Origin of the sequence: Microbacterium sp. LWS13-1.2, assembly GCF_040144835.1 — a bacterium.
In the GTDB taxonomy this organism is placed as follows: Bacteria; Actinomycetota; Actinomycetes; order Actinomycetales; family Microbacteriaceae; genus Microbacterium.
Window position 1 is genome coordinate 3,476,155 of record NZ_CP151632.1, and the last position, 26,041, is coordinate 3,502,195.

15 protein-coding genes are annotated in these 26,041 nt (G+C 70.6%); all 15 read left to right on the forward strand.

Annotation, left to right across the window (positions count from 1 at the left end; translation table 11 throughout):
- Window positions 1-30: 30 nt before the first annotated feature.
- The 15 genes from MRBLWS13_RS16070 (at window position 31) to MRBLWS13_RS16140 (ending at window position 25,716) form a co-directional block, all read left to right on the forward strand.
- Entirely contained in the window at window positions 31-699 is a 669-nt protein-coding gene (locus tag MRBLWS13_RS16070; RefSeq protein ID WP_349426337.1) for a spermidine/putrescine ABC transporter substrate-binding protein, read from the forward strand.
- A 163-nt stretch (window positions 700-862) separates the two neighbouring features.
- Complete coding sequence (locus MRBLWS13_RS16075) at window positions 863-2,005, forward strand: serine/threonine-protein kinase (RefSeq protein WP_349426338.1); 1,143 nt, start codon at window positions 863-865, stop codon at window positions 2,003-2,005.
- Window positions 2,005-7,974 carry an Ig-like domain-containing protein gene (locus MRBLWS13_RS16080; protein WP_349426339.1) on the forward strand — a complete coding sequence of 1,990 codons (5,970 nt, stop codon included), beginning with the start codon at window positions 2,005-2,007 and terminating at the stop codon, window positions 7,972-7,974. The genes MRBLWS13_RS16075 and MRBLWS13_RS16080 overlap by 1 nt, the downstream gene beginning before the upstream one ends.
- A gap of 57 nt (window positions 7,975-8,031) precedes the next feature.
- A complete protein-coding gene (locus MRBLWS13_RS16085) occupies window positions 8,032-8,997 on the forward strand; it encodes a MoxR family ATPase (protein WP_349426340.1) in 966 nt (321 codons plus the stop codon).
- Window positions 8,994-10,436, forward strand: coding sequence for a DUF58 domain-containing protein (locus MRBLWS13_RS16090; protein WP_349426341.1), 1,443 nt, complete (start codon window positions 8,994-8,996; stop codon window positions 10,434-10,436). Before MRBLWS13_RS16085 ends, MRBLWS13_RS16090 begins: the two co-directional genes overlap by 4 nt.
- A complete protein-coding gene (locus tag MRBLWS13_RS16095; protein ID WP_349426342.1) occupies window positions 10,433-12,988 on the forward strand; it encodes a transglutaminase domain-containing protein in 2,556 nt (851 codons plus the stop codon). The genes MRBLWS13_RS16090 and MRBLWS13_RS16095 overlap by 4 nt, the downstream gene beginning before the upstream one ends.
- The gene (locus MRBLWS13_RS16100; RefSeq protein ID WP_349426343.1) at window positions 12,985-14,493 is read left to right on the forward strand and encodes a DUF5684 domain-containing protein; all 1,509 of its coding nucleotides are present in this window, start codon (window positions 12,985-12,987) and stop codon (window positions 14,491-14,493) included. The genes MRBLWS13_RS16095 and MRBLWS13_RS16100 overlap by 4 nt, the downstream gene beginning before the upstream one ends.
- A complete protein-coding gene (locus tag MRBLWS13_RS16105) occupies window positions 14,490-15,089 on the forward strand; it encodes a hypothetical protein (protein WP_349426344.1) in 600 nt (199 codons plus the stop codon). The genes MRBLWS13_RS16100 and MRBLWS13_RS16105 overlap by 4 nt, the downstream gene beginning before the upstream one ends.
- Window positions 15,090-15,439: 350 nt before the next feature.
- The gene (gene rpsL, locus MRBLWS13_RS16110) at window positions 15,440-15,808 is read left to right on the forward strand and encodes a 30S ribosomal protein S12 (RefSeq protein WP_018171438.1); all 369 of its coding nucleotides are present in this window, start codon (window positions 15,440-15,442) and stop codon (window positions 15,806-15,808) included.
- A gap of 5 nt (window positions 15,809-15,813) precedes the next feature.
- Window positions 15,814-16,284, forward strand: a complete 471-nt coding sequence (rpsG, locus tag MRBLWS13_RS16115; RefSeq protein ID WP_055962856.1) for a 30S ribosomal protein S7 — start codon at window positions 15,814-15,816, stop codon at window positions 16,282-16,284.
- Between the two features lie 80 nt (window positions 16,285-16,364).
- Window positions 16,365-18,479, forward strand: coding sequence for an elongation factor G (gene fusA, locus MRBLWS13_RS16120; protein ID WP_349426345.1), 2,115 nt, complete (start codon window positions 16,365-16,367; stop codon window positions 18,477-18,479).
- 159 nt (window positions 18,480-18,638) lie between these two features.
- On the forward strand, window positions 18,639-19,832 hold the full coding sequence (gene tuf, locus MRBLWS13_RS16125) for an elongation factor Tu (protein WP_308867838.1): 1,194 nt from the start codon (window positions 18,639-18,641) through the stop codon (window positions 19,830-19,832).
- A gap of 167 nt (window positions 19,833-19,999) precedes the next feature.
- Window positions 20,000-20,218 carry a hypothetical protein gene (locus MRBLWS13_RS16130; protein ID WP_349426346.1) on the forward strand — a complete coding sequence of 73 codons (219 nt, stop codon included), beginning with the start codon at window positions 20,000-20,002 and terminating at the stop codon, window positions 20,216-20,218.
- 277 nt (window positions 20,219-20,495) lie between these two features.
- A complete protein-coding gene (locus MRBLWS13_RS16135) occupies window positions 20,496-23,780 on the forward strand; it encodes an LPXTG cell wall anchor domain-containing protein (protein WP_349426347.1) in 3,285 nt (1,094 codons plus the stop codon).
- Between the two features lie 502 nt (window positions 23,781-24,282).
- Window positions 24,283-25,716, forward strand: a complete 1,434-nt coding sequence (locus tag MRBLWS13_RS16140; RefSeq protein WP_349426348.1) for a hypothetical protein — start codon at window positions 24,283-24,285, stop codon at window positions 25,714-25,716.
- Window positions 25,717-26,041: the final 325 nt, after the last annotated feature.

The window sequence follows — 26,041 nt, forward strand, 5'->3', positions numbered from 1 at the left end:
AAACACATGCCGGGTACTAGCGTTGACCGGGTGGAGCGGTCGCTCGAGACCCAGGTCAGCCAGGCGGTGGACGCCTGGCTCGCCTGGCTGCCGCGGTGGGAGCCTGCGACGCACCGCGGCCGGACCGCTCCGTGCCGGCGCTGCTTCGGGTCGCCGGTGCTGTCCGCGGCGGGGCTCGGAGCCGACGTCCCGCACGGCGTGCAGCACGGGCTCTCCACGCGGATCAAGACCATCGTCGACCGCTCGGTGGCCGAGTACACGGCACTGAACCTCCCGATGCTGCAGACGGAGCTCGACCAGCAGGCGGCCCGCAACCGTGCGCGCAGCTATCGGCCGGGCGAGGGGCTGGACCCCGAATTCGAAGGGCTGCCGCTGGATCCTGAGCCGGTGCCCGGTGCGCCGTTCCTCTTCACGATCGCAGGTCTCGCCGAAGAGGCCGACGCGCACGTTCCGGACCTGCCGCCGCTGACCGAGGAGGCCAAGGCCGCGCTCCGCCAGGAGGTCGGCCTCGCGGACGACTACGCCAACATGGTCGGCCGCGAGGTGTGCACCATCCTGCTGCACCATCGCCTGCGCATCCAGGCCGCGGTCGGCGAGTTCGTCGAGCCCCAGATCGAGGCGATGCTCGCGGATCTCACGAAGTCGCTCGACGCGCCGTTCGACCCGCACGACCCCGGCGAAGCCCCGCGCCTGGAGTGACTCGCGCCGGCCGGGCACAGCAGGTCGGAGACGGGCCTCGAGAATTGCACAGCCGGCGCGGGCCGGCGCGGGTTCTCAGAAGTGATTTTGTTAGCATGGCCAGGTTTGTTGCCGTCACGACGGCACGGGTCGTGTCAAGGTAGCGGACTGCGGGGGAGGTGTGGTGGCCACACGGCTTCCCTCGGCGCCCCCGATACTTCCCGGGCTGGCCTACATCCGCCCTCTCGGCTCCGGCGGATTCGCCGACGTCTTCCTGTACGAGCAGGACATGCCCCGCCGCAACGTCGCGGTCAAGGTCATGCCCAGCGACGTGCGCGACCCCGAGCTGCGGCGCATGTTCAACGCCGAAGCCGATGTCCTGGCACACCTGTCCGCCCATCCCTCGATCGTGACCGTCTACCAGGCCAGCATCTCGGCCGACGGGCGGCCGTACATCGTGATGGAGTACTGCCCCGGCTCGCTCGCGCAGCGCTACCGGGTGGAGCGCATCCCCGTCGAGGAGGTGCTCGCGATCGGCGTGCGCATGGCGAGCGCGCTGGAGTCGGCGCATCGCGCCGGCCTCATCCACCGCGACGTCAAGCCCAGCAACATCCTCATCACGACCTTCGGTACTCCGGTGCTCGCCGACTTCGGCATCTCAGCGTCGCTCCAGCGCAAGAGCGGCGGCGAGGTGCTGGCGATGTCGATCCCGTGGAGCTCGCCCGAGGTCGTGGCCGAGCAGACCAGCGGCACCGTCACGAGCGAGGTGTGGAGCATCGGCGCGACGGTGTACTCGCTGCTCGCGGGTCACAGCCCCTTCGAGCGGCGTGAGCGCGGCCAGAACACCAAGGATCTGCTGCGGCGTCGCATCGCGCGCGCCACTTACGTCGAGATCCCCCGCGCCGACGTCCCGGCGTCGCTGCAGAGCGTGCTCGCCACGGCGATGAGCCGCGACCCCGGTCGCCGCTACGACTCGGCGCGTGCGTTCGGCGAGGCGCTGCGCGAGGTGCAGGCGGGGCTGGGCCTCTCGCCGACGCCGCTCGAGATCCCCGACGCGGAGTGGTCACCGGCATCCGGTCCGGTCGACTTCGGCGACTCGGCGCTGCGCGGACCGGCCCGCTCCCATGTCGAGCGCGACCTCACCCGCAAGTCCCGGGCAGGCACCGGGGTGGCAGCCCTCGCCCGTGACGAAGACACGGAGATCTCGGCGCCCGCGCGCCTCAGACGCGGCGGCGGCGCGCTGCCGTGGGTCGTCGGCATCGGCGCGGGAGTGGTCGCCGGCGCCGGCGCCGTCGTCGCGGTGCTGCTGGCCGTGGGGGTGCTGTGATGCGCCGCGGCACGGTCACCGGCCTCGTCGCCGCCGGCGCGGTGGCGGCCGCGGTGATCGGGGTCAGCATCGTGTGGCCGGGCCTGGACGCCCAGGAGACACCCGACGTGGACACGGCGGTGTGGGCGCTGCAGACCGGCGACGGCAGGCGCTATGCACGGGTGAACACCTCGGTCGGCGAGCTCGACACCGTCCGCAGCATCAGCAATCCCGATCAGGTGGTGCAGACGGGGGATGCCGCGTACCTGTTCAGCGACAGCTACAGCACGCTCACCCGCATCGACGCGGCGATGCCGGAGGACCTCGACGAGGAGGCGCTGCAGACGTCGCAGAAGACGCCGCCCGGCACCACCGAGGTCGTCACCGCGGGTGACTACGTGGCGTATCTCACTGACTCGGGCGCCGTGTTCGCCGGGCGGCTCTCCAGCGGCTCGGCATCCCAGCTCGACCCGTTCCGCACCGACGACGAGGACACGCCGCAGTACACCGCCGAGGCGATCGCGGTCGACGCCCGGGGCGTGTTGTTCGCGTACTCGCGCGCCGACGGCTCGGTGCTGCGCTACGACGTCCGCGACGGCCAGGTGCGCGACCGCGACACCCTCGACGCCGATGGGCTCGCCGCGCCGGCGATCACCGCCGCGCGAGACACGTGGGCCGTCGTCGACACCGAGGACGGCGATGTCTGGCTGCGGGGCCAGGACGGCCCGGTCCGGACGCCGACGACCGGCACCGTGGTCGTCGGCGCGCCCGATGCGGGCGGCACCGACGTCTACCTCGCCGACGACACCGCGCTCGTGCGCGTGCCGGCCGACGGCTCCAGCATGGCGACCGAGGTCGGCGGCGGCACCGGCACGGTGCTCGGAACCCCGGCGCAGCCGGTCACGCACGACGGCGAGACCTACGCCGCCTGGCTGGGCACGGGCGACGCGGGCGGGCTGCTGTGGCGCTCGAACGGCGCGACGGTCGTCCTCGACTACGGCGCCGAGGCGATGGGCGACCAGGTCCGCCCGGTCTTCGTCGCGAGCGACTCCGCCGTGATCCTCAACGACACGCGGTCGGGATGGGCGTGGTCGGTGCCCGACGGCGCCCTCATCGCCTCGAGTCAGGACTGGAGCCTCGACGACCGCACCGACCCCGACGCGGTGCCGAGCGGCGAGCAGCTGCAGGTCGTGCTCGACCCGAAGCCCCCGATCGCCGAGCCGGACGCCTTCGGCGTGCGCTCCGGGGCGCTCGCCTCGCTGCCGGTGCTGATGAACGACCACGACCCGAACGAGGACGTGCTCACGATCGACCCCGCGTCGGTCACGGGCCTCGATCCCGCCTTCGGCGCCGTGACGGTGACCGACGACGACCAGCGCCTCGCGGTGCGCGTGCAGCCCGGCGCGACGGGCTCGGCCACCTTCTCGTACGCCGTCACCGACGGCACGACCGAGAACGGCCTGATGTCGGAGTCGACGACCGTCACCGTCACCGTGGCGGATGCCGCAGCCGAGTCGGCGCCGGAGTGGTGCGGCGTCGAGCGCTGCCTCGTCGAGTGGCCGCAGCCGGAGGTCGCGCGCGGTGGCACGGTGACCGTGCCGGTGCTCCCCGGCTGGGTGGACCCGGAGGGCGACCCGCTGCTGCTGCTGTCGGTCGAGAACGTGACGGGGACCGGAAGCGTCGCCTCGACACCGGGCGGCGACGTCGTCTACCAGCACAGCGACACCGGTGACGGGGGCGAGCAGCTCATCGAGCTCGCGGTCACCGTCGCCGACACCCAGGGGCAGACGGCGGTGAAGTCGCTCACCGTGAAGGTGTCGCCGCAGCCGCAGCTGGCCGCCCAGTCGTTCGCCGTCACCGACACGGTGGCATCGGGCATGACCATCGACGTCGCAGACCACGTCACCGGCACGGCGGGAACGCTCTCGCTCGAGTCGGTGCGCGTACTCGACGACGCCGCAGCGACGGCGACCGTGGTCGGCGGCTCGACGTCGTTCGACTTCACGGCGCAGAACCCCGGCACGTTCCGCGTCGACTTCACGGTGACGGACGGCGTCAGCGAGGCGGCCGGCACGGCCCGGATCACCCTGCTGCCCGCCGATGCGCCCGCCCAACTCTCGACCTCGCCGGTGGTGGCGTTCGTGCACCCCCAGCAGGACGCCACGCTCGAGGTCTTCGACGCGGTCTCGAACCCGACGCGCCGCGTGCTGCTGCTGAGCGACGTCACCGCGCGAGCCGACGACGGCGCCACCCTGTCGGTCGACGCCGTGGGCCAGAACCACCTGCGGGTGTCGGGCACGACGGCGGACGGCGCCGCCGGCCGGCTGGGCACGGTCTCGTACGTCGTGAGCGACGGCACCGAGGACACCGGCGCGAGCGTCCAGGGCGAGGCCACGGTGTACCTGCTGCCTCCGGCGCCCGAGCTCGCGCCGATCGCCGTCGACGACACCGTGGTGGTGCGCGCCGGCGCGCAGATCGACATCCCGGTGCTCGACAACGACATCGCGCCGTCGGGCGGGCTGCCCACCCTCAACCCCGCGTCCGTGCGGTCCTCGTCCGATGGGGCGCTGGCCTTCGCATCGGGCGACCTGCTGCGCTACCTGGCGCCCGGCGAGCCCGGCGAGTACGGCATCGAGTACTCGGTGTTCACCACCGGTGCGCCGGCGCTCGCCGACACCGCGGCGGTGCGGGTGCGGGTCATCGACGCCGACGCCAACCGCGCACCGACGGCCGACACGCTCGAGGGCCGCGTGCTGAGCGGCCAGTCCGCGCTCATCGAGTTCGACGGCTTCGGGATGGATCCCGACGGCGACGTCGTGACGCTGGACCGCATCGTCGCCCAGCCCGAGCGCGGAGCCGCCACGATCACGGCCGACGGCGCGTCGATCATGTACACGAGCGTCCCGGGTGACAGCGGGCAGGTGTCGTTCCGCTACCGCGTCGTCGACGCGTTCGGCGAGACCGCCGAGGGCACCGTGCGGGTCGGCGTGCTGGACAGCGAGGCCAACCCGAGCCCGGTCACCTTCACCGACTACGTGCAGGTGCAGGCGGGCGACGGCAACACGATCCGCGTGAGCCCGCTCTCGAACGACGTCGATCCGACGATGGGCGAGCTGCGCGTGACCGACATCCGTCCCGACGTGCCGGCGACCCTCATCGACGGCAGCGACAATCCGGAGTACGAGCGTCTCGGCGACCAGATCGTCGCCGTCGACGACGCGACGGTCCGCATCGCGGCGGGCGACGAGCCGGCGACGATGTCCTTCCTCTACGACGTGGAGTCCTCGTCGGGCAACACGGGGCGCGGCCTCATCGTGGTGCGGGTGGTGCGCGAGAGCGTGCCGGACTACCCGGTCGTCGCCGACACCAGCCTCACCGTCGAGAGCCGCGAGGACTTCCCGCGGGGCGTCGACGTGCTGGCGGGCAAGGTCACGTGGTCGGGCGGCGACGCCGGCGACCTCGAGCTCTCGCTGTGGGGCGACCCGCAGGGGGTGGCGGTGCAGGGCTCGCGCCTGCGCGGCGCGCTCCCCGAGACCACGCAGCTCATCCCCTTCGCCGTGACCGGCGAGAGCGCTGCCGGTGAGGTCACGTCGTACGGGTTCCTCCGCGTGCCGGGTGACGACGACCTTGCGCTGACTCTCCGCGCAGGCGCGGCATCCCCCGAAGTCACCGAGCTCGAGTCGGGGACCTTCGACATGGCGAGCCTCGTCGCACGCCCACGCGGTGCGCTCATCGAGATCGGCGACGACGTCCGGGCATCCGGAGCCCGTGCGGAGGCCGCGTGCGCGATCGATTCGGGCACGGTCATCCGCTACGACGCCGGAGCGGGCGCACCGTGGGTGGACGCGTGCCAGGTGCCGGTGCGGCTGTCGGGCGACGAGGAGTGGACTCTCCTCTCGGTGCCGATCGTGGTGCACCCGCGCGATCCGCAGCCCGAGCTGCGTCCCGGCTCCATCACGGTCGGTCCCGGCGAGACCGCGTCGTTCGACCTCAAGAACATGACCACATGGCAGCTGCGCGAGGACTGGGACGGCATCGTGTACGCGACCGAGCACTCGGGCACCGCGTTCCAGGTGACGCAGGAGGGCTCCACCGTGACCGTGACCGGCGCCGATCGCGCCGTCCAGGGGTCGGAGGAGGCCGTCCTGGTGTCGGTCACGAGCCACCCCTCGGTGACGCCCGCGCGCCTCATCCTCCGCGTCGGCGCCGCGCCGTCGACGCTGCCGCAGGGCGGCTCCGTCGTGCAGCAGTGCTCGCAGGCGTCCGGCTCGTCGTGCACCATCCCGGTCATCGGCGCGGGCGGCGAGGTCAATCCGCTGCCGCGCACCCCGCTCGAGGTCGTCGATGTGCGGCCGACGGGATCGTGCGCAGGCGTGGGATTCCAGGTCGCGTCGGCGACGTCGATCACGGCGACGTGGACGACGGATGCCCCGGGGGCGACGTGCACCGCCACATTCTCGGTCCGCGACGCCCAGGGCCGGGTCACGAACGCCGAGCGCGACGGGCGCGTGCTGCTGGATCTTCTGGGATACCCCAAGTCGCCCGCGAGCATCAGCCAGGCGTCCTACGCCGACGGCACCGTGACGCTCAGGGTCGACCCGGGACAGGCACGCGCGGCGTATCCGGCGCTCTCCGGCTTCGTCATCCGCTCGGGTGGCCAGGAGGTCGCGCGGTGCGCCGCGGACGGCGTCTGCCCGCCCGTCGCAGCCCCCAACGGCGAGCAGCGCACCTACGAGGCGTGGGCGGTAAACGCGGTGGGCGAGTCGAAGGGGAGCGTCCGCACCCTGGCCTGGGCGTACGACGCGCCGCTCGCGCCGACGAGCGTGACGGCCGCCCCCGTCGTCACCGGCGACGGCGCCGGCGGGATCGTGTCGCTCGTGATCGACGGCATCGAGGTGGGTGAGACGGGAAGCCTCGAGATCTCGAGCCCCGTCGGCGAGGTGGTGCGCGTGCCGGTCAACGGCAACCGGACGAGCGTCGAGGTGCCCTGGTACCGCGTGGGCAGCAACACCGCCTCGCTGATCACCGTGACGCCCTACTCCCGCTTCGACCTGCCGCCGGGGCTCGGCGGCAGCGCATCGGGCGCCGCCGCGACCGTGCAGGCCAACGGCATCGGCAGTCCGCTGTCGCCGCAGCTGACGCTCAGTGCGGTGTCGAACGGCGACGGCACCGCCACCGTCACGGCGCGTGGGTCGGCCGTGGTCAACGGCGACGGATCGGGCCTGCGCTACGGAATCGTGCAGGACGGTGACCGCTGCAGGGTCATCGACGGCGGCGAGACGGCCACCTTCCCCGGGCTGGAGGACGGCGAGGAGTACGCGTTCCGGATGTGCGTCGAGTCGTGGTGGGACGACGAGTCCTTCGGCCGCGTCGAGACGACCGCGACCGTCCGCGCCCAGCAGTCGGGCAGGGCGCCGCAGGGCTGGACGTTCGCCGTTGACGGCAGGCCGAACGTGCAGGAGCAACGCGCCGACTGGGTGATCCGCGAGAACCCCACCACGACCGAGCGGCTTCCGAACCGCAACCGCGCCGAGTTCCAGGGATGGGGCCCCGGCAGCACGGTGTTCGGCCAGGATCCCGGCATCCAGGTGCGATACGTCCACGAGTTCTGGGGCACGGCGACCACGTGGTCGACCGTGACCCCGCGCGCCGGCAGCGCCCCGTACCAGGTGCAGGCGAACTGGACCGTCACATCGTGCGTCGGCGGGAGCCCGCTCGCCTACCGCGGCCAGTCGTCGAACGCCCCGAACGGCTCGTCAGCCGTCTTCGCCTTCGGGAACTCCCAACTGCGCTACTACGACGAGGACGAAAGGCTGCTCCCGCACACGGTCGACACGTGGGACGTGCCCATCGGCGCGAAGCGGGTCGAAGGCATCTCCGTGACGGTGAACTGGGACGCCCAGGGCTGGGGGCTGGCCCCCGCGAGCACCGAGTTCTCGGCGGCGTGCCAGCCGAACAACGGCAACCCCGAGCCGCCCCCCGCACCCTGACCACCGGCATCCATCCGCTCGCCGCAGGCCCCACCCGCACACCACAGAGGACAGCACATGACGATCACCCAGGAGCAGGCCGACTGGTTCGCGCAGACGTTCGGGCAGATCGCCGACAACGTCGAGCGCGCCGTGCTCGGCAAGCGCCACGTCGTCGAGCTCGTCCTCACCGCGATGCTCAGCGACGGCCACGTGCTGCTCGAGGACGTGCCGGGCACGGGCAAGACCTCCCTCGCCCGGGCGATGGGGCAGTCGGTGCAGGGCACCAACACGCGCATCCAGTTCACGCCCGACCTGCTGCCGAGCGACATCACGGGGCTCAGCGTCTACGACCAGAAGGAGGGCGTGTTCGAGTTCCATGCCGGCCCGATCTTCGCCAACATCGTGCTCGCCGACGAGATCAACCGTGCGAGCCCCAAGACCCAGTCGGCGCTGCTCGAGGTCATGGAGGAGGGGCGCGTCACGATCGACGGCGTCTCTCGCGAGGCCGGCATCCCGTTCCTCGTGCTCGCCACGCAGAACCCCGTCGAGCAGGCCGGCACGTACCGTTTGCCCGAGGCGCAGCTCGACCGCTTCATGATGCGCACGTCGCTCGGCTACCCCGACCACGCCGCGACCGTCCGCATCCTCGACGGCGCGGCGATCGCGACCGCCGACCTCGGCCCGATCATCACGCCGCAGGCCCTGGTCGGGATGGCCGACCTCGCGGCCCAGGTCTACGTCGACGCGCTGGTGCTCGACTACATCGCGCGGCTGGTGGACGGCACCCGCACGGCCGACGAGGTGCGCCTGGGCGTCAGCATCCGCGGCGCGCTCGCCCTCACCCGCGCTGCGCGCACCCGCGCCGCCTCGCAGGGCCGCACGTACGCGACGCCCGACGACGTCAAGACGCTCGCGGTGCCGGTGCTCTCGCACCGGCTGATCCTCCACCCCGAGGCCGAGTTCGACGGGGTCACCCAGGAGACCGTGGTCGGCCAGGTGCTGCTCGACGTGGCGCCGCCCGCGAGACGCGAAGCGGTATGAGCACCCCCGAGCGCGCCGCCGCCGGGCGGGGGGACCGCCGACGCGGCGGGACGGGCACCCTCGAACCGCGCATCACCCGCACGGTCTCGTCCACCGGCACCGAGGGTCGCACGCACCTCACGACGACGCTGACCGGCACCGCGACGAGCGTGGAGCCGCGGCGCGGTCGCACGTTCGTGCGCGCGGCGGTCTGGTGGACGGCGGCCTGGCGGGCGGCGGGCGCAGGGATCTCGACGGCCGCCGCATGGTCTGCACGCACGGTCCGGCCCGCCGGCGTCCTGGCGGCGGTCGCGGCGACGGCCGGGCTGCTGCTCGGCGTCGCGTTCGGCTGGGTCGAGTTCATGGTCGCGGGGGCGGCATCCCTCCTCCTGCTGCTCGCCGCCGTGCCCTTCCTGTTCGGCGCGCGCGCCTACGACGTCGATCTCACGCTCACGCACCAGCGGGTCGTCGCGGGCGACGGCGTCGACGGGCGCATCATCGTGCGCAACGACGGCCACCGGGTCGCGCTTCCAGGTCGCATCGACGTCGCGGTGGGCGCCGGGCTGGTGGAGTTCGGTGTGCCGCTGCTGCGTCCCGGCCACGCCATCGAGCAGCCGCTGGAGATCCCCGGCCTCGCCCGCGGCATCGTGACGGTGGGTCCGGCGACGACCGTGCGCAGCGACCCCATCGGGCTGCTGCGCCGGGAGCACTCGTTCCCCGACGTGCACGACCTCTACGTCCATCCCCGCACCACCGGTCTGCCCTCGACGAGCGCGGGGCTCATCCGCGACCTCGAGGGCTCTCCCACGCGACGGCTCGTCGACGCCGACATGTCGTTCCATGCGATCCGCGAATACGTGCCCGGCGATTCGCGCCGCCAGATCCACTGGCGCTCGACGGCGAAGACCGGGCGCCTCATGGTGCGCCAGTACGAGGAGTCACGGCGCTCCCGCATGGCCGTCGTGCTCGCCGTGGCCGCAGCCGAGTACGCGGACGCCGACGAGTTCGAGCTGGCGGTGTCGTGCGCCGCGTCGCTGGGCCTGCGCGCCGTGCACGACGCCCGGGACGTGCAGATCGTCACCGGCTCGGAGATCCCGCGGGTGGTCCGCGGCCGCCTGCGCGCGATCCGCCGCATTCCCGCCGCGGCGCCCCGCCCGATGCTCGACGGGTTCAGCGGCGTCGACCTGCTCGAGAGCACGATGCCCGTGGGCGAGGTGTGCCGCCTCGCCGCCGAGTCGGGCGAGCGCCTCTCGATCGCGTTCGTCGTCGTCGGCTCGCGCGTGCCGCTCACGCGGCTGCAGCAGGCGGCGCTCGCCTTCCCGGCCGACACGGCCGTCGTCGGCATCATGTGCGACGAGCGCGCCCACCCCCGCATGCAGCCGCTGTCGAGCATGACGGTGCTCACGGTCGGCACCCTCGATGACCTGTCGGGCCTGCTCCTGCGGGGAGCCACGTCGTGAGCGGCCCGATCCCCGTGCCGATGAGGACGGATGCCGCATCCGCGGGTGCCGCAGAGACGTCGGCTCTGCGCGCTCCCCGCCTGGTGCCCCGCATCGGCGTGGGCGTGGCGTTCGCGGTGGTGATCGCCGCGATCGCGGCGGTGGCCGCCTGGCCCATCTACCGCTCCGGCTCCTTCACGGTGCTGGTCGTCGCCGGAACCCTCGTGGGCGGCGGCACCGCCGCGCTGGCGTGGTGGCGGGGCTGGAACGGCTGGTCGGTCGCGGGACTCCTCGCTGCCGCGGTGCTGCTGCTCGGCATCCCGCTGGCCGTCCCCTCGCGGCTGGGATCACCGCAGGACCTGCTCCGTGGGCTCGGCGAGCTGGCGAGCGGCCTCGTGCTGGGGTGGAAGGACCTCGTCACCGTCGAACTGCCCGTCGGCTCATATCGCAACCTGCTCGTGCCCGCCCTCGTGGTGTTCCTCGTCGGCACCTGCGCGCTGCTCCTGCTGGCCTGGCGCCAGGACAGCGCCGCCTGTGCCGCCGTTCCGGTGGCCCTCGGCATGGTGACGTTCGGGCTGTTCTTCGGACGCACCACCGTGAGCGTCCCGTGGCAGCTCGGCCCGGTCGCGCTGTACGCCCCGGTCGAGACGGCCGTGGGCATCGCCGGTCTCGTGACCTGCCTGCTGTGGCTCGCGTGGCGCACCCACGACGAGCGCATCCGCGCGCTGCAGCGGGCCGCGGCATCCAGCGGGGTGCGCATCTCCCGCCGGCCGACGGGTGCCGACCGCCGCCGGACGGCTCTCGGGGCCGCCATGGTGGCGGGCGCCCTGGTGCTCGCGGTGGCCGTCGTGCCCTTCGCCGCCCGCGGCGCGGAGCGCGACGTGCTGCGCTCGGCGGTCGGCCCCGACATCGATCTGTCCGCCGAGGTCAGCCCGCTGGCGGAGTATCGCGCCCTGTTCGGCGACGACCGCGCCGACGACGTCCTGTTCACGGTGGAAGCGGCCGAAGGCTCGGGGATCGCGCTCCCCGAGCGCGTGCGCATCGCGACCCTCGACGCGTACGACGGCGAGGTCTTCCGCTCGGGCGGCGAAGGCGCCGTCGACGCGGGCCGGTTCGTGCGGGTGCCCTCGATTCTCGACGCGGGTGAGGGATCGCCGGTCGAGGCGCGCGTCGAGATCGACGCCTGGGACGGGATCTGGATGCCGACCGCCGGCCGCCTCTCGACGGTCGAGTTCGAGGGCGACAGGTCGGCGTCGCTCGCCGACCGGTTCTACTACAACGCCGCCGCGGCGGCCGGCGTGCAGACCGCCGGCGGCGGGCTCTCCGCGGGCGACAGCTACGTCGTGCGCGGGGTCGAGCCGCCGACCGCGGACCTGGCCGAGCTCGAGGCGCCCGGAAGCCCCGGCGGGGTTGCCGCCCCCGAGAGCCTGCGCACGTGGATGGACGAGCATGCCACGGGCTCGGGCGGCGCCGCCCTCGCCGGGCTGGTGTCGCTGCTGCGGGAGCGCGGCTACCTCAGCCACGGGCTCTCCCGCGGAGCGGAGCAGCCCGCGTGGGCGGCAGCGCTCCCCGATTACACGTTCCAGCCGAGCGCCTCGGGCCATTCGCTGGCCCGTGTCGACACCATGTTCGCGCGCCTGCTCGAGCGCGAGACGGATCAGCGGGCTACCGCGTCCGACAACTACGTCGCCGCGATCGGCGACGACGAGCAGTTCGCGGTGGCCGTCGCCCTCATGGCCCGCGAGCTCGGATTCCCGTCGCGCGTCGTGCTCGGCGCGCGCCTCACCTCGGCAGAGCCCGGTCTCGCCACCTGCGACGACGGCGCATGCCGCGCGCAGGACCTCACGGCGTGGACCGAGGTGCAGTCTGCCGCCGGTGAATGGGTCGCCGTCGACGTGACGCCGCAGTACGCCGTGTCGCCGAGCCTGGACGTCACCGAGCAGCGAGACCCCGAGAACGTCACCGAGGTGCGCCCCGAATCGGTCGAGGAGGTCGTGCCGCCGGATCCCGCGCAGGAGGACTCGGGGCAGGAACGCACCCCCGAGGAGGACTCCGCCGTCGACCTCGCGTGGCTCTGGCCGGCGCTGCGCATCGGCGGCATCGCGCTGCTGGTGCTCGCCCTGGCCTTCGGCCCGCTGCTGATCGTCGTCGGGACGAAGGCCGCCCGCCGCCGGGCTCGGCGACGCACCGGCACCCCGGCAGCGCGCATCGCCGGGGGCTGGGACGAGTACGTCGACGCCGCGCTCGACACGGGCCGCACAGCACCGAAGACGCTCACCCGGAGCGAGCTCGCCGCCGCCTTCGCGACGTCCGCCGGGGCGGAGCTCGCGCGCGCCGCAGATCGTGCCGTCTTCTCGCGCGCCGAGCTATCGGCCGACGAGGCTCGGCGCTACTGGGCCGCCGTCGACGCCGAGCGGCGGATACTGCGCCGCGAAAAAGGGTTCTGGCGCGGAGCCCGCGCGACCGTATCGTTGAGATCGTTGCTCCGACCACTGGCGCCCGAAACGGGCGTCCGCAGCAGATTCGCCGAGAGGGGGAGACGACGGGCCCAGCCTGTGCGTCCCATGCCATGAACGCCACCGATGCCACCGCCGCCGTCTTCGGGACGCTGACCGGTCTCCTCCTGTTCGCCGGCCTCTACGTCTGGACGGCCCTCGCGCTGTCAGCGGTGTTCCGCAAGTCCGGCGAGGAATCCTTCAAGGCCTGGGTGCCGATCCTCAACATCGTCGTCGTCCTGCAACTGGCGGGGCTGTCGCCGTGGCTCGTGATCCTGGCGTTCTTCCCGTTCGTGAACATCGCGTTCCTGGTGATCCTCGCGATCGCGCTGTACCGCCTCAACGTCGCGTTCGGGTTCGGTGCGGGCATGACGGTGGTCGGCGTCCTGCTCTTCCCGGTCTGGGCGTCGATCGTCGGCTGGGGGAGCGCCCGCTGGGTCGGACGCGAGCAGTCGTCCGCATCCCGCGGCGCGCACGGCGGCGGCGTCCGCCGCGGGTCGGCCGACACCGCCGGCCTTCCGCCGCTGCCGCCGTTCCCGACGCCGGCCCCGCACTCCGGCGAGGGCGCCGCGTTCCCGGCGGCTGCGACCGGGGCCAGCGGATTCGCCCCGCCCCCGAACGCCGCTCCCGCGTTCCCGGCGACGAACGTGCCCGCCGCGCCGGCCGCCGACGCGCACGAGGTCGCACCGCCCGTGGGCGGCTGGACGCCCCCGCCGCTTCCCGGTCGCCCGGTCGCCGCTCCCGTCGCCGCCGGCTGGGCCGAGGACGACGCGCACGACGCCGAGCCGGCGCCCGCAGACCGGTGGCAGGGCTTCGGCCAGGATGCCGCCGACCTGAGCTCCGAGGTCACCGGCGCCGTGCCCGGTGCTCCCGCCCCCATCTCGGCCGTTCCGATCGCTCCCCGGTCGTTCGTCTCGCCCGCGCCGGTCTCCTCCACCGCCGCTCCGGTGGCGGCATCCGACCCGTCCGCCGCGCCCGAGGGCAGCACGGGGGAGCACCTCACCCGCCCGCCCGTGATGCGCGTCCCGGTCGCCGACGCCCCGAGTGCCGAGGCCGAGCCGTGGGCTCCGGCACGCTCGCCGATGAGCGACGCAGACGCCTTCCCCGAGGCGTCCGGTCCGGTCTCGGCGATCGCCGGGGCTCCGGACGCCGGTGTGCCGCTCTCGGCGCGGTCGTCGGTGTCGGCATTCCACGGCAAGCCCGAGATCCCCGACGAGGACGTCTTCGACGAGACGATCATCGCCCGCCGCAAGCGCACCGACTGGACCCTCGTCCCGCCCACCGGCGACCCCGTCGCGCTGTCGGCGGAGGTCGTCATCCTCGGCCGGCGCCCGGCCGGCGACCCCGATTTCCCCGGCGCGCAGCTGGTGTCGATCCACGACGGGACGGTGTCCAAGACGCACGCGAGGCTGACGCTGCGCGACGACCGCTGGTACGTGACCGATCTGGACTCGACCAACGGCGTCCTCTTCGCGACGGTGATGGGCACCGAGGTCGAAGCGCCCACCGGTGAAGAGGTCGAGGCCGGAGACCGGTTCCTTCTGGGCGACGCCGAGGTCCGGCTGCGGCGGAGCGACGGGTGATCGACCCCGACGACGAGCGCACCGCCCTGTCGCGGCGCGCCGTGCGGGAGCCCGCGGACGAGGCACCCGACGAACGGACGCTTCCCGCGAGGCGGCGCCGAACTGGAGCGACGGATGCCGGAACGCCGGCCGACGGTGACGTCGACGCCGACGTCACCGTCGTCTCGGCGCGCTCCCTGATCCCCCCGAACTCCGAGCTGACGACCCAGGCGGCGACCACGTCGGCACCGGTCGGTCCGCGCCGGCGCGGTCGCCCTGCGGCGGACATCGATGAGCTGACGGCGACGGTGCGACGGAGGGAGAGCGCCGCCCCGGCGGGCCCCGCCGCGCCGGCGGGCACGCCGGCGCCCCGGGCTCGGGTCGCGTCCGCGCCGCGAGCGGATGCGAGCCCCTACCGTGCGCGGTCCGTCCCCTCGACGACGGCTGCGCGCGCCGAGCCTGCCCGCCACGCGCCACAGGCGTACGTCGACACGGCAGCGGCCGAGGCGGCCGGGAGGCGCCGCCGACGCCGCCGGGCCATCGTCGCGGCGGTGGCGGCATCCGTTCTCGTCATCGTCGTCGCGGTATCTCTCGCGGCTCTGCTGACCGCCGGCTGACCGGGCTGACCGCAGCCCCATCTGGCCCGCGCCACGGCGTGTCGCAGCCTCGTTCTGCCCGCGGCGTGCTTGCGCGTTTGCCCGGTCCCCGAAAGCCACGTATCATGGATCGGGTGTGCGCTCACGCGCGCCGTCAACCGTGCCTCGGTGCGGCGAACGGTGTGGGCGCCGCATCTCAGGGAACGGCCTGCGAACAGGCCACCCCCACGGCATACCCACCAAGCAAAGCGCGTCAGTCATTCTGCCGCGTCGGTGGGTCCGCGTGAGCCCGCAGCGTCATGAATCGCAAGATCCGGATGCGGCGGGGGAGACCACGACGCTGTCACCGTGCAGCACAACAAGGAGAGAACGTGCCAACCATTCAGCAGTTGGTTCGCAAGGGTCGCTCGCCCAAGGTCTCGAAGACCAAGGCGCCGGCGCTCAAGGCGAACCCGCAGCAGGCCGGTGTCTGCACCCGTGTGTACACCACCACCCCGAAGAAGCCGAACTCGGCGATGCGCAAGGTCGCCCGTGTGAAGCTCCGCAACGGCACCGAGGTCACCGCGTACATCCCCGGTGAAGGCCACAACCTGCAGGAGCACTCGCTCGTGCTCGTCCGCGGCGGCCGTGTGAAGGACCTCCCCGGTGTCCGCTACAAGATCGTCCGCGGTGCACTCGACACCCAGGCAGTCAAGAACCGTAAGCAGGCTCGCAGCCGCTACGGCGCGAAGAAGGGCTAAGCAAGATGCCTCGTAAGGGACCCGCCCCGAAGCGCCCCGTCGTCAACGACCCGGTATACGGCGCACCCATCGTCAGCCAGCTGGTGAACAAGATCCTCGTCGACGGCAAGAAGTCGATCGCCGAGTCGATCGTGTACACCGCCCTCAAGGGTGTCGAGGCGAAGAACGGCCAGGACGCCGTCGCCACGCTCAAGAAGGCGCTCGACAACGTGCGCCCCACCCTCGAGGTCAAGAGCCGCCGCGTCGGCGGCTCGACCTACCAGGTGCCGGTCGAGGTCAAGCCTCACCGCGCCAACACGCTCGCGCTCCGCTGGCTCGTGAGCTACGCGAAGGGTCGTCGTGAGAAGACGATGACCGAGCGCCTCCAGAACGAGATCCTGGACGCGTCGAACGGCCTGGGTGCCGCGGTCAAGCGCCGCGAGGACACCCACAAGATGGCCGAGTCGAACCGCGCCTTCGCGCACTACCGCTGGTAAGCCGCTTCCTGCCGCTCCCGTGTCATCCACGGGAGCGGCGGGACCGCGACATCCGTCACCACAAGTAAGGACAGACCCCCGTGGCACAAGAAGTGCTCACCGACCTCAACAAGGTCCGCAACATCGGCATCATGGCGCACATCGATGCCGGCAAGACGACGACGACCGAGCGCATCCTGTTCTACACGGGCGTCAACCACAAGATCGGCGAGACGCACGACGGCGCTGCCACCACCGACTGGATGGAGCAGGAGCAGGAGCGCGGCATCACGATCACGTCGGCCGCCGTCACCTGCTTCTGGGACAAGAACCAGATCAACATCATCGACACCCCCGGCCACGTGGACTTCACGGTCGAGGTCGAGCGGTCGCTGCGCGTCCTCGACGGCGCCGTCGCCGTCTTCGACGGCAAAGAGGGCGTCGAGCCCCAGTCCGAGACGGTGTGGCGTCAGGCCGACAAGTACGACGTGCCCCGCATCTGCTTCGTCAACAAGATGGACAAGCTGGGCGCCGACTTCTACTTCACGGTCGACACGATCGTCAACCGCCTGAAGGCCAAGCCGCTCGTGATCCAGCTGCCCATCGGTGCGGAGAACGACTTCGTGGGCGTCATCGACCTCGTCGAGATGCGCGCGCTGGTCTGGCCCGGCGACGCCAAGGGCGACGTGACCATGGGCGCCAAGTACGAGATCCAGGAGATCCCGGCCGAGCTCGCCGACAAGGCTGCCGAGTACCGCGAGAAGCTGCTCGAGACGGTCGCCGAGTCCGACGAGCACCTGCTCGAGAAGTACTTCGGCGGCGAGGGCCTCACGGTCGCCGAGATCAAGGGCGCCATCCGCAAACTCACCATCGCCTCGGAGCTCTACCCCGTGCTCTGCGGCTCGGCGTTCAAGAACCGCGGCGTGCAGCCGATGCTCGACGCCGTCGTGGACTACCTCCCCTCGCCCCTCGACGTCCCCGCCATCGAGGCGAAGGACCCGAAGAACGAAGAGGTCATCATCGAGCGTCACGCCGACCGTGACGAGCCGTTCGCGGCGCTCGCGTTCAAGATCGTGACGCACCCGTTCTTCGGTCGCCTCACCTACATCCGCGTGTACTCGGGCCACCTCGACTCCGGCGCCCAGGTCGTCAACGCGACCAAGGGCAAGAAGGAGCGCATCGGGAAGATCTTCCAGATGCACGCCAACAAGGAGATGCCGGTCGACTCGGTCACCGCCGGTCACATCTACGCCGTCATCGGCCTCAAGGACACCACCACCGGTGACACGCTGTCCGACAGCGCCAACCAGGTCGTCCTCGAGTCGATGACCTTCCCCGAGCCGGTCATCGAGGTCGCGATCGAGCCCAAGACGAAGGCCGACCAGGAGAAGCTGGGTCTCGCGATCCAGAAGCTCGCCGAGGAGGACCCGACGTTCCGCGTCGAGCAGAACTCCGAGACCGGTCAGACCGTCATCAAGGGCATGGGCGAGCTGCACCTCGACATCCTGGTCGACCGCATGAAGCGCGAGTTCAAGGTCGAGGCCAACGTCGGCAAGCCGCAGGTGGCGTACCGCGAGACGATCCGCAAGGTCGTCGAGCGTCACGACTACACGCACAAGAAGCAGACCGGTGGTTCGGGTCAGTTCGCGAAGATCCAGTTCGCGCTCGAGCCGCTCGAGGTCACGGCCGACAAGACGTACGAGTTCGAGAACAAGGTCACCGGTGGCCGCATCCCGCGCGAGTACATCGAGCCGACCAACCAGGGCTTCCAGGACGCCATGAACATCGGCGTGCTCGCCGGCTACCCCATGGTGGGCGTGAAGGCGATCCTCACGGACGGCGCGTCGCACGACGTCGACTCGTCCGAGATGGCGTTCAAGATCGCCGGCTCGATGGGCTTCAAGGAGGCCGTCCGCAAGGCGAACCCCGTCATCCTCGAGCCGCTCATGGCGGTCGAGGTGCGTACTCCCGAGGAGTACATGGGCGACGTCATCGGCGACCTCAACTCGCGTCGTGGCCAGATCCAGTCCATGGAGGACGCACAGGGCGTCAAGGTCGTCCGCGCGCTGGTCCCGCTGTCCGAGATGTTCGGCTACATCGGCGATCTGCGCTCGAAGACCTCGGGCCGCGCCGTGTACTCGATGGAGTTCGACAGCTACGCCGAGGTTCCCCGCGCCGTGGCCGACGAGATCATCCAGAAGGTCAAGGGCGAGTAACCCTTTTCCCCTGGGATGACTCGGTGACGAGGCATCCCAGGGGCACAACTTCACACAGAATCAACAGAACCGTCTCCACTAAGGTGGAGATATCCCCGTAGACGACCGGTCGCAAACCAGTGCCCGGAAGTTCTACACGACCGTCCTGAGGAGGACCCAGTGGCTAAGGCCAAGTTCGAGCGGACCAAGCCGCACGTGAACATCGGAACGATCGGTCACGTCGACCACGGCAAGACCACGCTCACCGCAGCGATCTCGAAGGTGCTCGCCGACACCTACCCGTCGGCCACCAACGTGCAGCGCGACTTCGCGTCGATCGACTCCGCTCCCGAGGAGCGCCAGCGCGGTATCACGATCAACATCTCGCACGTCGAGTACGAGACCCCGAAGCGTCACTACGCTCACGTCGACGCCCCGGGTCACGCCGACTACATCAAGAACATGATCACCGGTGCTGCTCAGATGGACGGCGCGATCCTCGTGGTCGCCGCCACCGACGGCCCGATGGCGCAGACGCGCGAGCACGTGCTCCTCGCCAAGCAGGTCGGCGTCCCCTACCTGCTCGTCGCGCTGAACAAGTCGGACATGGTCGACGACGAGGAGATCCTGGAGCTCGTCGAGCTCGAGGTTCGCGAGCTGCTGTCGTCGCAGGACTTCGACGGTGACAACGCTCCGGTCGTGCGCGTCTCGGGCCTCAAGGCTCTCGAGGGCGACGCCGAGTGGACCGCGAAGATCCTCGAGCTCATGGAGGCGGTCGACGAGTCGATCCCCGACCCGGTGCGCGACAAGGACAAGCCGTTCCTGATGCCGATCGAGGACGTCTTCACGATCACCGGTCGTGGCACGGTCGTCACGGGCCGCGCCGAGCGCGGTACCCTCGCGATCAACTCCGAGGTCGAGATCGTGGGTCTGCGCCCGACGCAGAAGACGATCGTCACCGGTATCGAGATGTTCCACAAGCAGCTCGACGAGGCATGGGCCGGCGAGAACTGTGGTCTGCTCCTGCGCGGCACCAAGCGTGACGACGTCGAGCGCGGCCAGGTCGTCGTGAAGCCCGGTTCGGTCACCCCGCACACCAACTTCGAGGGCACGGCGTACATCCTGTCCAAGGAGGAGGGCGGCCGTCACAACCCGTTCTTCACGAACTACCGTCCGCAGTTCTACTTCCGCACTACCGACGTCACCGGCGTCATCACGCTGCCCGAGGGCACCGAGATGGTCATGCCCGGCGACACCACCGACATGACGGTCGAGCTGATCCAGCCGATCGCCATGGAAGAGGGCCTCGGCTACGCGATCCGTGAGGGTGGCCGCACCGTCGGCGCCGGCACGGTCACGAAGATCATCAAGTAAGACGGTTCTCGACGAGGTCGCTCTGCGACCGCATCGACTGCTGTGACGAGAAGCCCCCGGGAGTGATCCCGGGGGCTTCTCGGCGTCCAGGGCAGGGGTTCCGCTGCGGCATCCGTTCCCGTCACAATTGGCCTGACGCCTCGCCGGGGGCGGCTGAAGGAGTGAGCATGGGCGGTCTCGACGACCTCGTCAACCAGGGCAAGGATCTCTACGCGCAGAACAAGGAGAAGATCGGCGATTTCCTGAAGTCCGAGCAAGCCGAGGACATCAGCGACAAAGTGCTGGACGGCGCCTCGGGCATCGCGAAGAAAGTCGTGCCGGAGGAGCACCACGACACCGTGGACGACATCCGTGGGAACGTCGACGGAGCAGTCGGCAACCAGTAGAACTCATCTGTGACGGAGCGGCCCGGGGGAACCCGGGCCGTTTTCCTTTTCTGGGATTTATTACGCGACTTTCGACAATCGTTACCAGGGCGTTCTTCGCAATTCGGATTTGCACCGGATACTTGACGCGGGCTGATCCCCGGCATACCTTTGCGGCGGGAACACGTTTCGGCTCGTGTTTGGGGAAACGCCGAACCTCTTGGGGATCTTGGGGAACGTCGCTTTAATCCACGGCCGTTACGTGCTGGGAGGGGCCTCTTCTGGGGCGCCCTGTGTCGTGACGACCAAGGGTGAAGTGATGTTCAATCGTAGTTTCGCGCGCGCCTCGAATGAGGGACTGCGCCGTCGCATGCGTCAAGAGCGGACTCAGGAGCGCAAGATCGCGCTTCAGAGACGCCGGTATGTGGGAGGGCTCGCGGCTGTCGTCGCGAGTTCGCTCGTGTTCTCGGGTATGTCCCCGGCATCGGCCGAGGAGGTGACTCCGACCGATCCCGCCGCCACCAGCGAGGCGACGACAGAAACGTCATCGTCGGACGCTGCAACCCCGCCGCCTGCGGAAGAGACCGTGGCCGAGGAACCAGCAGCCGAAGAGCCCGCGGCCGAACCGCCTGCGGTCGAAGCGCCTGCGGTTGAAGAGCCCGCGGCTCCTGCAGAAGAGCCGCAGGCTGAAGAGCCGGCCGCTCCGGTTGCCGCACTTGCAGCGCCCGCGGAGGAGGACGTCGTGGCGCTCGCGTGTCCGGCGCTCTTCTACGGCTTCGAGATCGACGGTGACCGCCCGGTCAACTGCGGTGGTCAGGACTGGGACAGCGTCCCCGACGCGAGCACCAACAGCCACGGCCCGTACAAGACCACCAATGACGACAGCGACCCGTCCACGTGGTACGCCGCCGGCAGTCCGTCACAGCACGCCACGATCCTGAACGCGCAGGCATGGTCGACGACTGTGGGCGGCGACCCGATCCTGTTCGCGGCATGGGATCGCGCCAGCGGTACCGGCTCCTCAGGGTTCATCATCGAGATCACCAAGGCTCCGACTCGTTCCGGCGGTGATGGCAACGTTCCCCAGCCGGACCGTTCGCTTGGCGGCACCGTGTTCTTCCTCGACCAGAGCGGCAACGACGGCACCATACTTCGCGGCGTCTGCACCTACACCGACACTGCGTCCTACCCGGGCACCTGCGTCACGAGCGACTTCCCGGCGAACAGCTTCATGGGTGTCACCAACGCCGACGGCACGTTCGTCGAGGTCGGGCTCAACCTGGCCCTGCTTGCCAATGTCAAGCCCGGCTGCCCGCCGACGCTCGGCTCGGCCGTCTACATCCGGTCCTTCACCGGCAACAACAACGAGCTCGGCGGCAACATCCAGGCCTGGGCCGGTCCGCTGACAGTCACCCCGCCGTCGACGTGTGTGCCACTGACGGCTACCAAGACCGCTTCCCCGTCGTTCGTCCGCGACTACAACTGGGAGATCGAGAAGTCAGTCGACCCCGCGAGCGCTACCGTGCGCCCCGGTGAGAACGCGACGTTCGACTACGTCGTCACCGTGACGCCGTCGGGCCCGATCGACTCGGGCTTCACGGTCACGGGCGTGATCACGGTCACCAACACCAATCCGATCGCGGTCCCGATCACTGGCGTCACGGACTCGATTCCCGGCGCGGAGTGCACGATCACGACCCCGCAGCTGCCCACGGTTCCGGCCGGCGGCACCGCCGACGTCGCATACGGCTGCACCCTCCCCTCGGGATCCGCGGGCACGAACACGGCGACTGTGACCTGGAACTCGTCGGCGATCCCTGCCGGTTCGGCGCAGGCGACCGCCGGCTTCACTTTCGCGGGAGTGGCGCCGAGCACGACGACGGATGCCTCGGTGACGGTGTCCGACACCGCGGCCGAGTTCGACGGGCCGAAGACAGTGACCGACGTCAGCAAGCCTACGGTCTTCACCTACTCGCGCACCCTCGGGGACGACGTCGCGGCCGGCGCGTGCAAGGAGTATGACAACACCGCGTCGATCGCCGCAACAGTCACTCAGCCGGAGCTCTCCGACAGCGCAACCGTTGAGGTCTGCACCGGTGAGGACCTCACGATCGAGAAGAACGTCGTCGTGAGCCTGACGCGGACGTACGCGTGGGACATCGCCAAGAGCGTCGACGAGACGGTCCGCACGGTCGACGAGAACGGCCAGGCGACCTTCGAGTACACCGTCGAGGTGACTCCCGGTGCCGCCACCGACTCCGACTGGGCGATGGAGGGCGAGATCGACGTCACCAACCCGAACAGCCGCGACGTGACGGCGACCGTGACCGACGTGCCGTCGTTCGACGGGGCCTCGTGCACGGTCACGGGAGGCGTCGACGCGACGATCCCCGCGAACTCGACCAAGACGTTCGACTACACCTGCAGCTTCTCGGAGGACGGCCCGTTCATCACGGGGTCCAACAAGGCGACGGTGACGTGGGACGCCGACGAGGCATCGAGCCCGGGTTCGAATGCGGAGTACACCGCGCCCATCACCGAGGCTGACTGGGACAAGACTCTCATCAACGACACCATCACGGTGATCGACGATATGACCGACCCGGAGAACCCGGTCGAGCTGGGCACCGCCAACTGGGCGGACGGCCCGACGGAGTTCACGTACGAGCTGACGCTCGACGGCACCCCGGGCACCTGCGTCGACTACACGAACACCGCGTGGATCGAAGAGACGGGCGAGCAGGTGGACGAGACCGTCACGGTCTGCGACTACCAGGACCTCATCGTCAGCAAGACGGCCGAAGGGTCGTTCGATCGGGACTACGACTGGACGATCACCAAGACGGTGGACCACACCTCCGCTACGGTCGGCGCCGGTGCGTCGGCGGTGTTCGCGTACACCGTGACCGTCACGCCGACGGTCGCCATGGACTCGAACTTCGCGGTGTGGGGGAGCATCTCGGTCACCAACCCGAATGACGTGGATGTCGCCATCACGCTGGAAGACACTCTGCCGGGTGGGGAGTGCGAGGTCGCCGGGACCGACGACCTCGTGATCCCGGCCGGCGCGAGTGTGGAGTTCCCGTACGAGTGCATCCTGGCCGACGCGACCGCCGAGACGGCCGTCACTAACACGGTGGACATCGCCTGGGACGCCGAGGAGCTGCTCGGCACCTCGGGTGCTGCGCAAGCGACCGCCGACGTGGACTTCGCTGACGTGGCGCCCACGACGACGGATGCCAGCGCGACCGTGTCCGACACGGCGGTCGAGTTCGGCGACGAGGTCGCGCTGAACGCGGTCGACGGCGAGAAGGTCTTCACGTACTCGCGTGACCTGTCGACCGTCGACGGCGCGTGCGCGACGCACCCGAACACCGCCACGGTCACCCCGTCGAACGACGAGCCTGCCTCCGCGTCGCAGTCGGTCGAGGTGTGCCCCGCGGCGCAGCCGCCGCTGCCCGCGACCGGTGGCGGGGAACTGCCGCCACTGCTGGTCATCATGGGCCTGTTCGCTCTGCTTGGAGGCACGACGATGCTGATCATCGCCCGCCGCCGCCGCGGAGAGGTCAAGGCGACCATCTGACGTGAGAGAGGGCGGGACCGCCCCAAGGCCCGCTCTCTCCCACCCACTTCCGGCCTGCTCTGACGGGCCGGAAGCTCGAGCCCCTCGCACCCCGAACGCGAGGGGCTCGAGCGCGTCTGCCGCACGCGTTCCGCGCGCCGATTCGCGCATTCGGCCGGGGAGCGATAGCCTGCACGAACGGCGGTCCTCCGTCGTTTTCGCAGCCTTCGGGAAAGGCGGCGGAAATCCGGTCTCACGCGGCCCCGCCAGGTGATCCGGGAACCGGCCCTCACGGTCCGGACAACGTGTGCCCCCGCGCACCGCATCAAGGTCGGAAGAAGATCGGCACCCCCGTGCCGGACGAGTACGACGTGCCTCCGCGCGTCGCAGAGAAGTACGGCGTGCCCCCGCACGCTGCTGGGAAGTACGGCGTGCTCCGGTGCGTCGCTGGGAAGTACGGTGCGCTCTGCGCACCGCTGGGACGGCGCTCGGCGCCGATTAGGGGAGGAACACTGTGTCTGCAGTGCGCAAGAGAACTTTCAAGGCTTTGGCTGGGGCGCTGGTGGCCGCGGCACTCGTCGTGGCCCCGCTGGTCACCGCCGGCGCGTCCGCCGCGCCGCCCGCGGACGACGGCGATGCGGTCACGATCGTCGGCGAGATCGGAGTTCTGGAGGATTTCACGCCCGAGGCGAACAAGGCCTCGTACTGGGAGGCGCGCTACGCCGCCTTCAACGCCGACTGCTTCGCTCACGACAAGAGCGACCGCACCCCGCACGGCTCCATCACCGATGACGGCTTGACGGTGACGCTGAGCGAGTTCGACGAGTCGTGGGGCTACGACGGCTGGGTGGCGCTGATCGTCAAGGGCGCCACGACCAACAACGTGGTCGAGAGCCCCGAGGCAGGAGTCGCCTATGCCTCGCCGCCCACGGGCAGCGGTGTGCAGTCCGAGGTGTCGCACTGGATCGTCTGCAAGGGCGACCACCCCGAGGGTGAGCCGACCGTCGTGACGCCTACGCTTACGGTGACTCCGCCGACATGTCTTGCTGATGGGTTCATCACCCGCAGCGAGGACGTGAACTGGACTTCTGAGGATAACGGCGACGGCACGACGACTTGGACCGCGTTGCCGAATCCCGGCACGATTTTCGAGGCGGGTGTGAAGGTCAGCTGGACCGTCCCGGACCTCGCCCAGCTCACCGATGACTGCGAGTCGGAGGAACCGGAGCAGCCGGAGCCCCTGAAGAGCGAGTCCAGCAAGACGACCTTCGACTGCGCGACCACGACGGCGACGGTCACCACGACCACCACGACCACGGAGTACATCTGGAACGCGGAGACCGAGACCTGGGTGCTCGGCGAGCCGACTTCGGAGGACGTCGTCACCGAGCGCGACCTCACCGAGGCTGAGATCGACGAGAACTGCCCGCTCGTTCCCGGTGACATCGACTCTGTCTGCGTGGGCGACGTGCCCTACCTCGGCTACGCGGTGACGCTGCCCGAGGGCTTCGAGGCGGACAGCGAGACCCCCGTCACGATCACGTTCGTGAACCCGGATGGCGAGGACTACGTCGTCGAGAACCAGCCGCTGAGCGGCGAGCTGCTGTGGCCGGGTGCCTCGGCGACCGCGCCCAAGATGTGGCCGGGCTGGGAGCTCGTGAACGGCGAGTACGTCGAGACCGACGGCAACTTCGCGTGGACCCGCGCCGGCGTCACCGTCCGCTTCGAGGTCAACCCGTCGTACTCGACCGAGGTCCAGTACCCCGAGGCATCCGCAGAGTGCGCCAACCCGCCGGTCGGCGGGGGCACCCCGGCGTCGACCGACACCGAGGCGCTGGCCGTGACCGGTGGCGGCGTCAGCCCGATCGTCGTCGCAGCGGGCGGCGCGGCACTGTTCGCCGGCATCGCCGTCGTGGCGATCGCGGCCTACCGTCGCCGTCACGCGAGCACGCAGTAACCACCGACTCATCGGTGGAGAAGGGGCGGTCGCGCACAGCGCGGCCGCCCCTTCTGCTGTGGTCAGCGGCACCCCGCCGGCGCCCCGTCTGGGAAACGGCCGAGCATACCCGCGCCGCGACACGCCCGAGTTTGCGACACGCCCGGGCTGCACGTAGACTAGTGAGGTTCCACATTCCGACGCCCCTCTTGGCGTGCGTCGGATCACTGCCAGGGCAGTGCATAGGCAAGCGCAACGCGCTGGGTCCTAGGCCGCGGGCAGCAGAACCACCACATCTCGAATCCACCCACTGCGGAGCCATGCTTCGCGCGCGGGCGGAGAACGG

What these genes read in the sequence shown, in the direction of transcription:
- MRBLWS13_RS16085 (WP_349426340.1), top strand. Translation starts at nt 8,032, where the DNA reads ATGACGATCACCCAGGAGCAGGCCGACTGGTTCGCGCAGACGTTCGGG.
- MRBLWS13_RS16080 (WP_349426339.1), top strand. Translation starts at nt 2,005, where the DNA reads ATGCGCCGCGGCACGGTCACCGGCCTCGTCGCCGCCGGCGCGGTGGCG.
- MRBLWS13_RS16100 (WP_349426343.1), top strand. Translation starts at nt 12,985, where the DNA reads ATGAACGCCACCGATGCCACCGCCGCCGTCTTCGGGACGCTGACCGGT.
- MRBLWS13_RS16090 (WP_349426341.1), top strand. Translation starts at nt 8,994, where the DNA reads ATGAGCACCCCCGAGCGCGCCGCCGCCGGGCGGGGGGACCGCCGACGC.
- MRBLWS13_RS16130 (WP_349426346.1), top strand. Translation starts at nt 20,000, where the DNA reads ATGGGCGGTCTCGACGACCTCGTCAACCAGGGCAAGGATCTCTACGCG.
- rpsG (WP_055962856.1), top strand. Translation starts at nt 15,814, where the DNA reads ATGCCTCGTAAGGGACCCGCCCCGAAGCGCCCCGTCGTCAACGACCCG.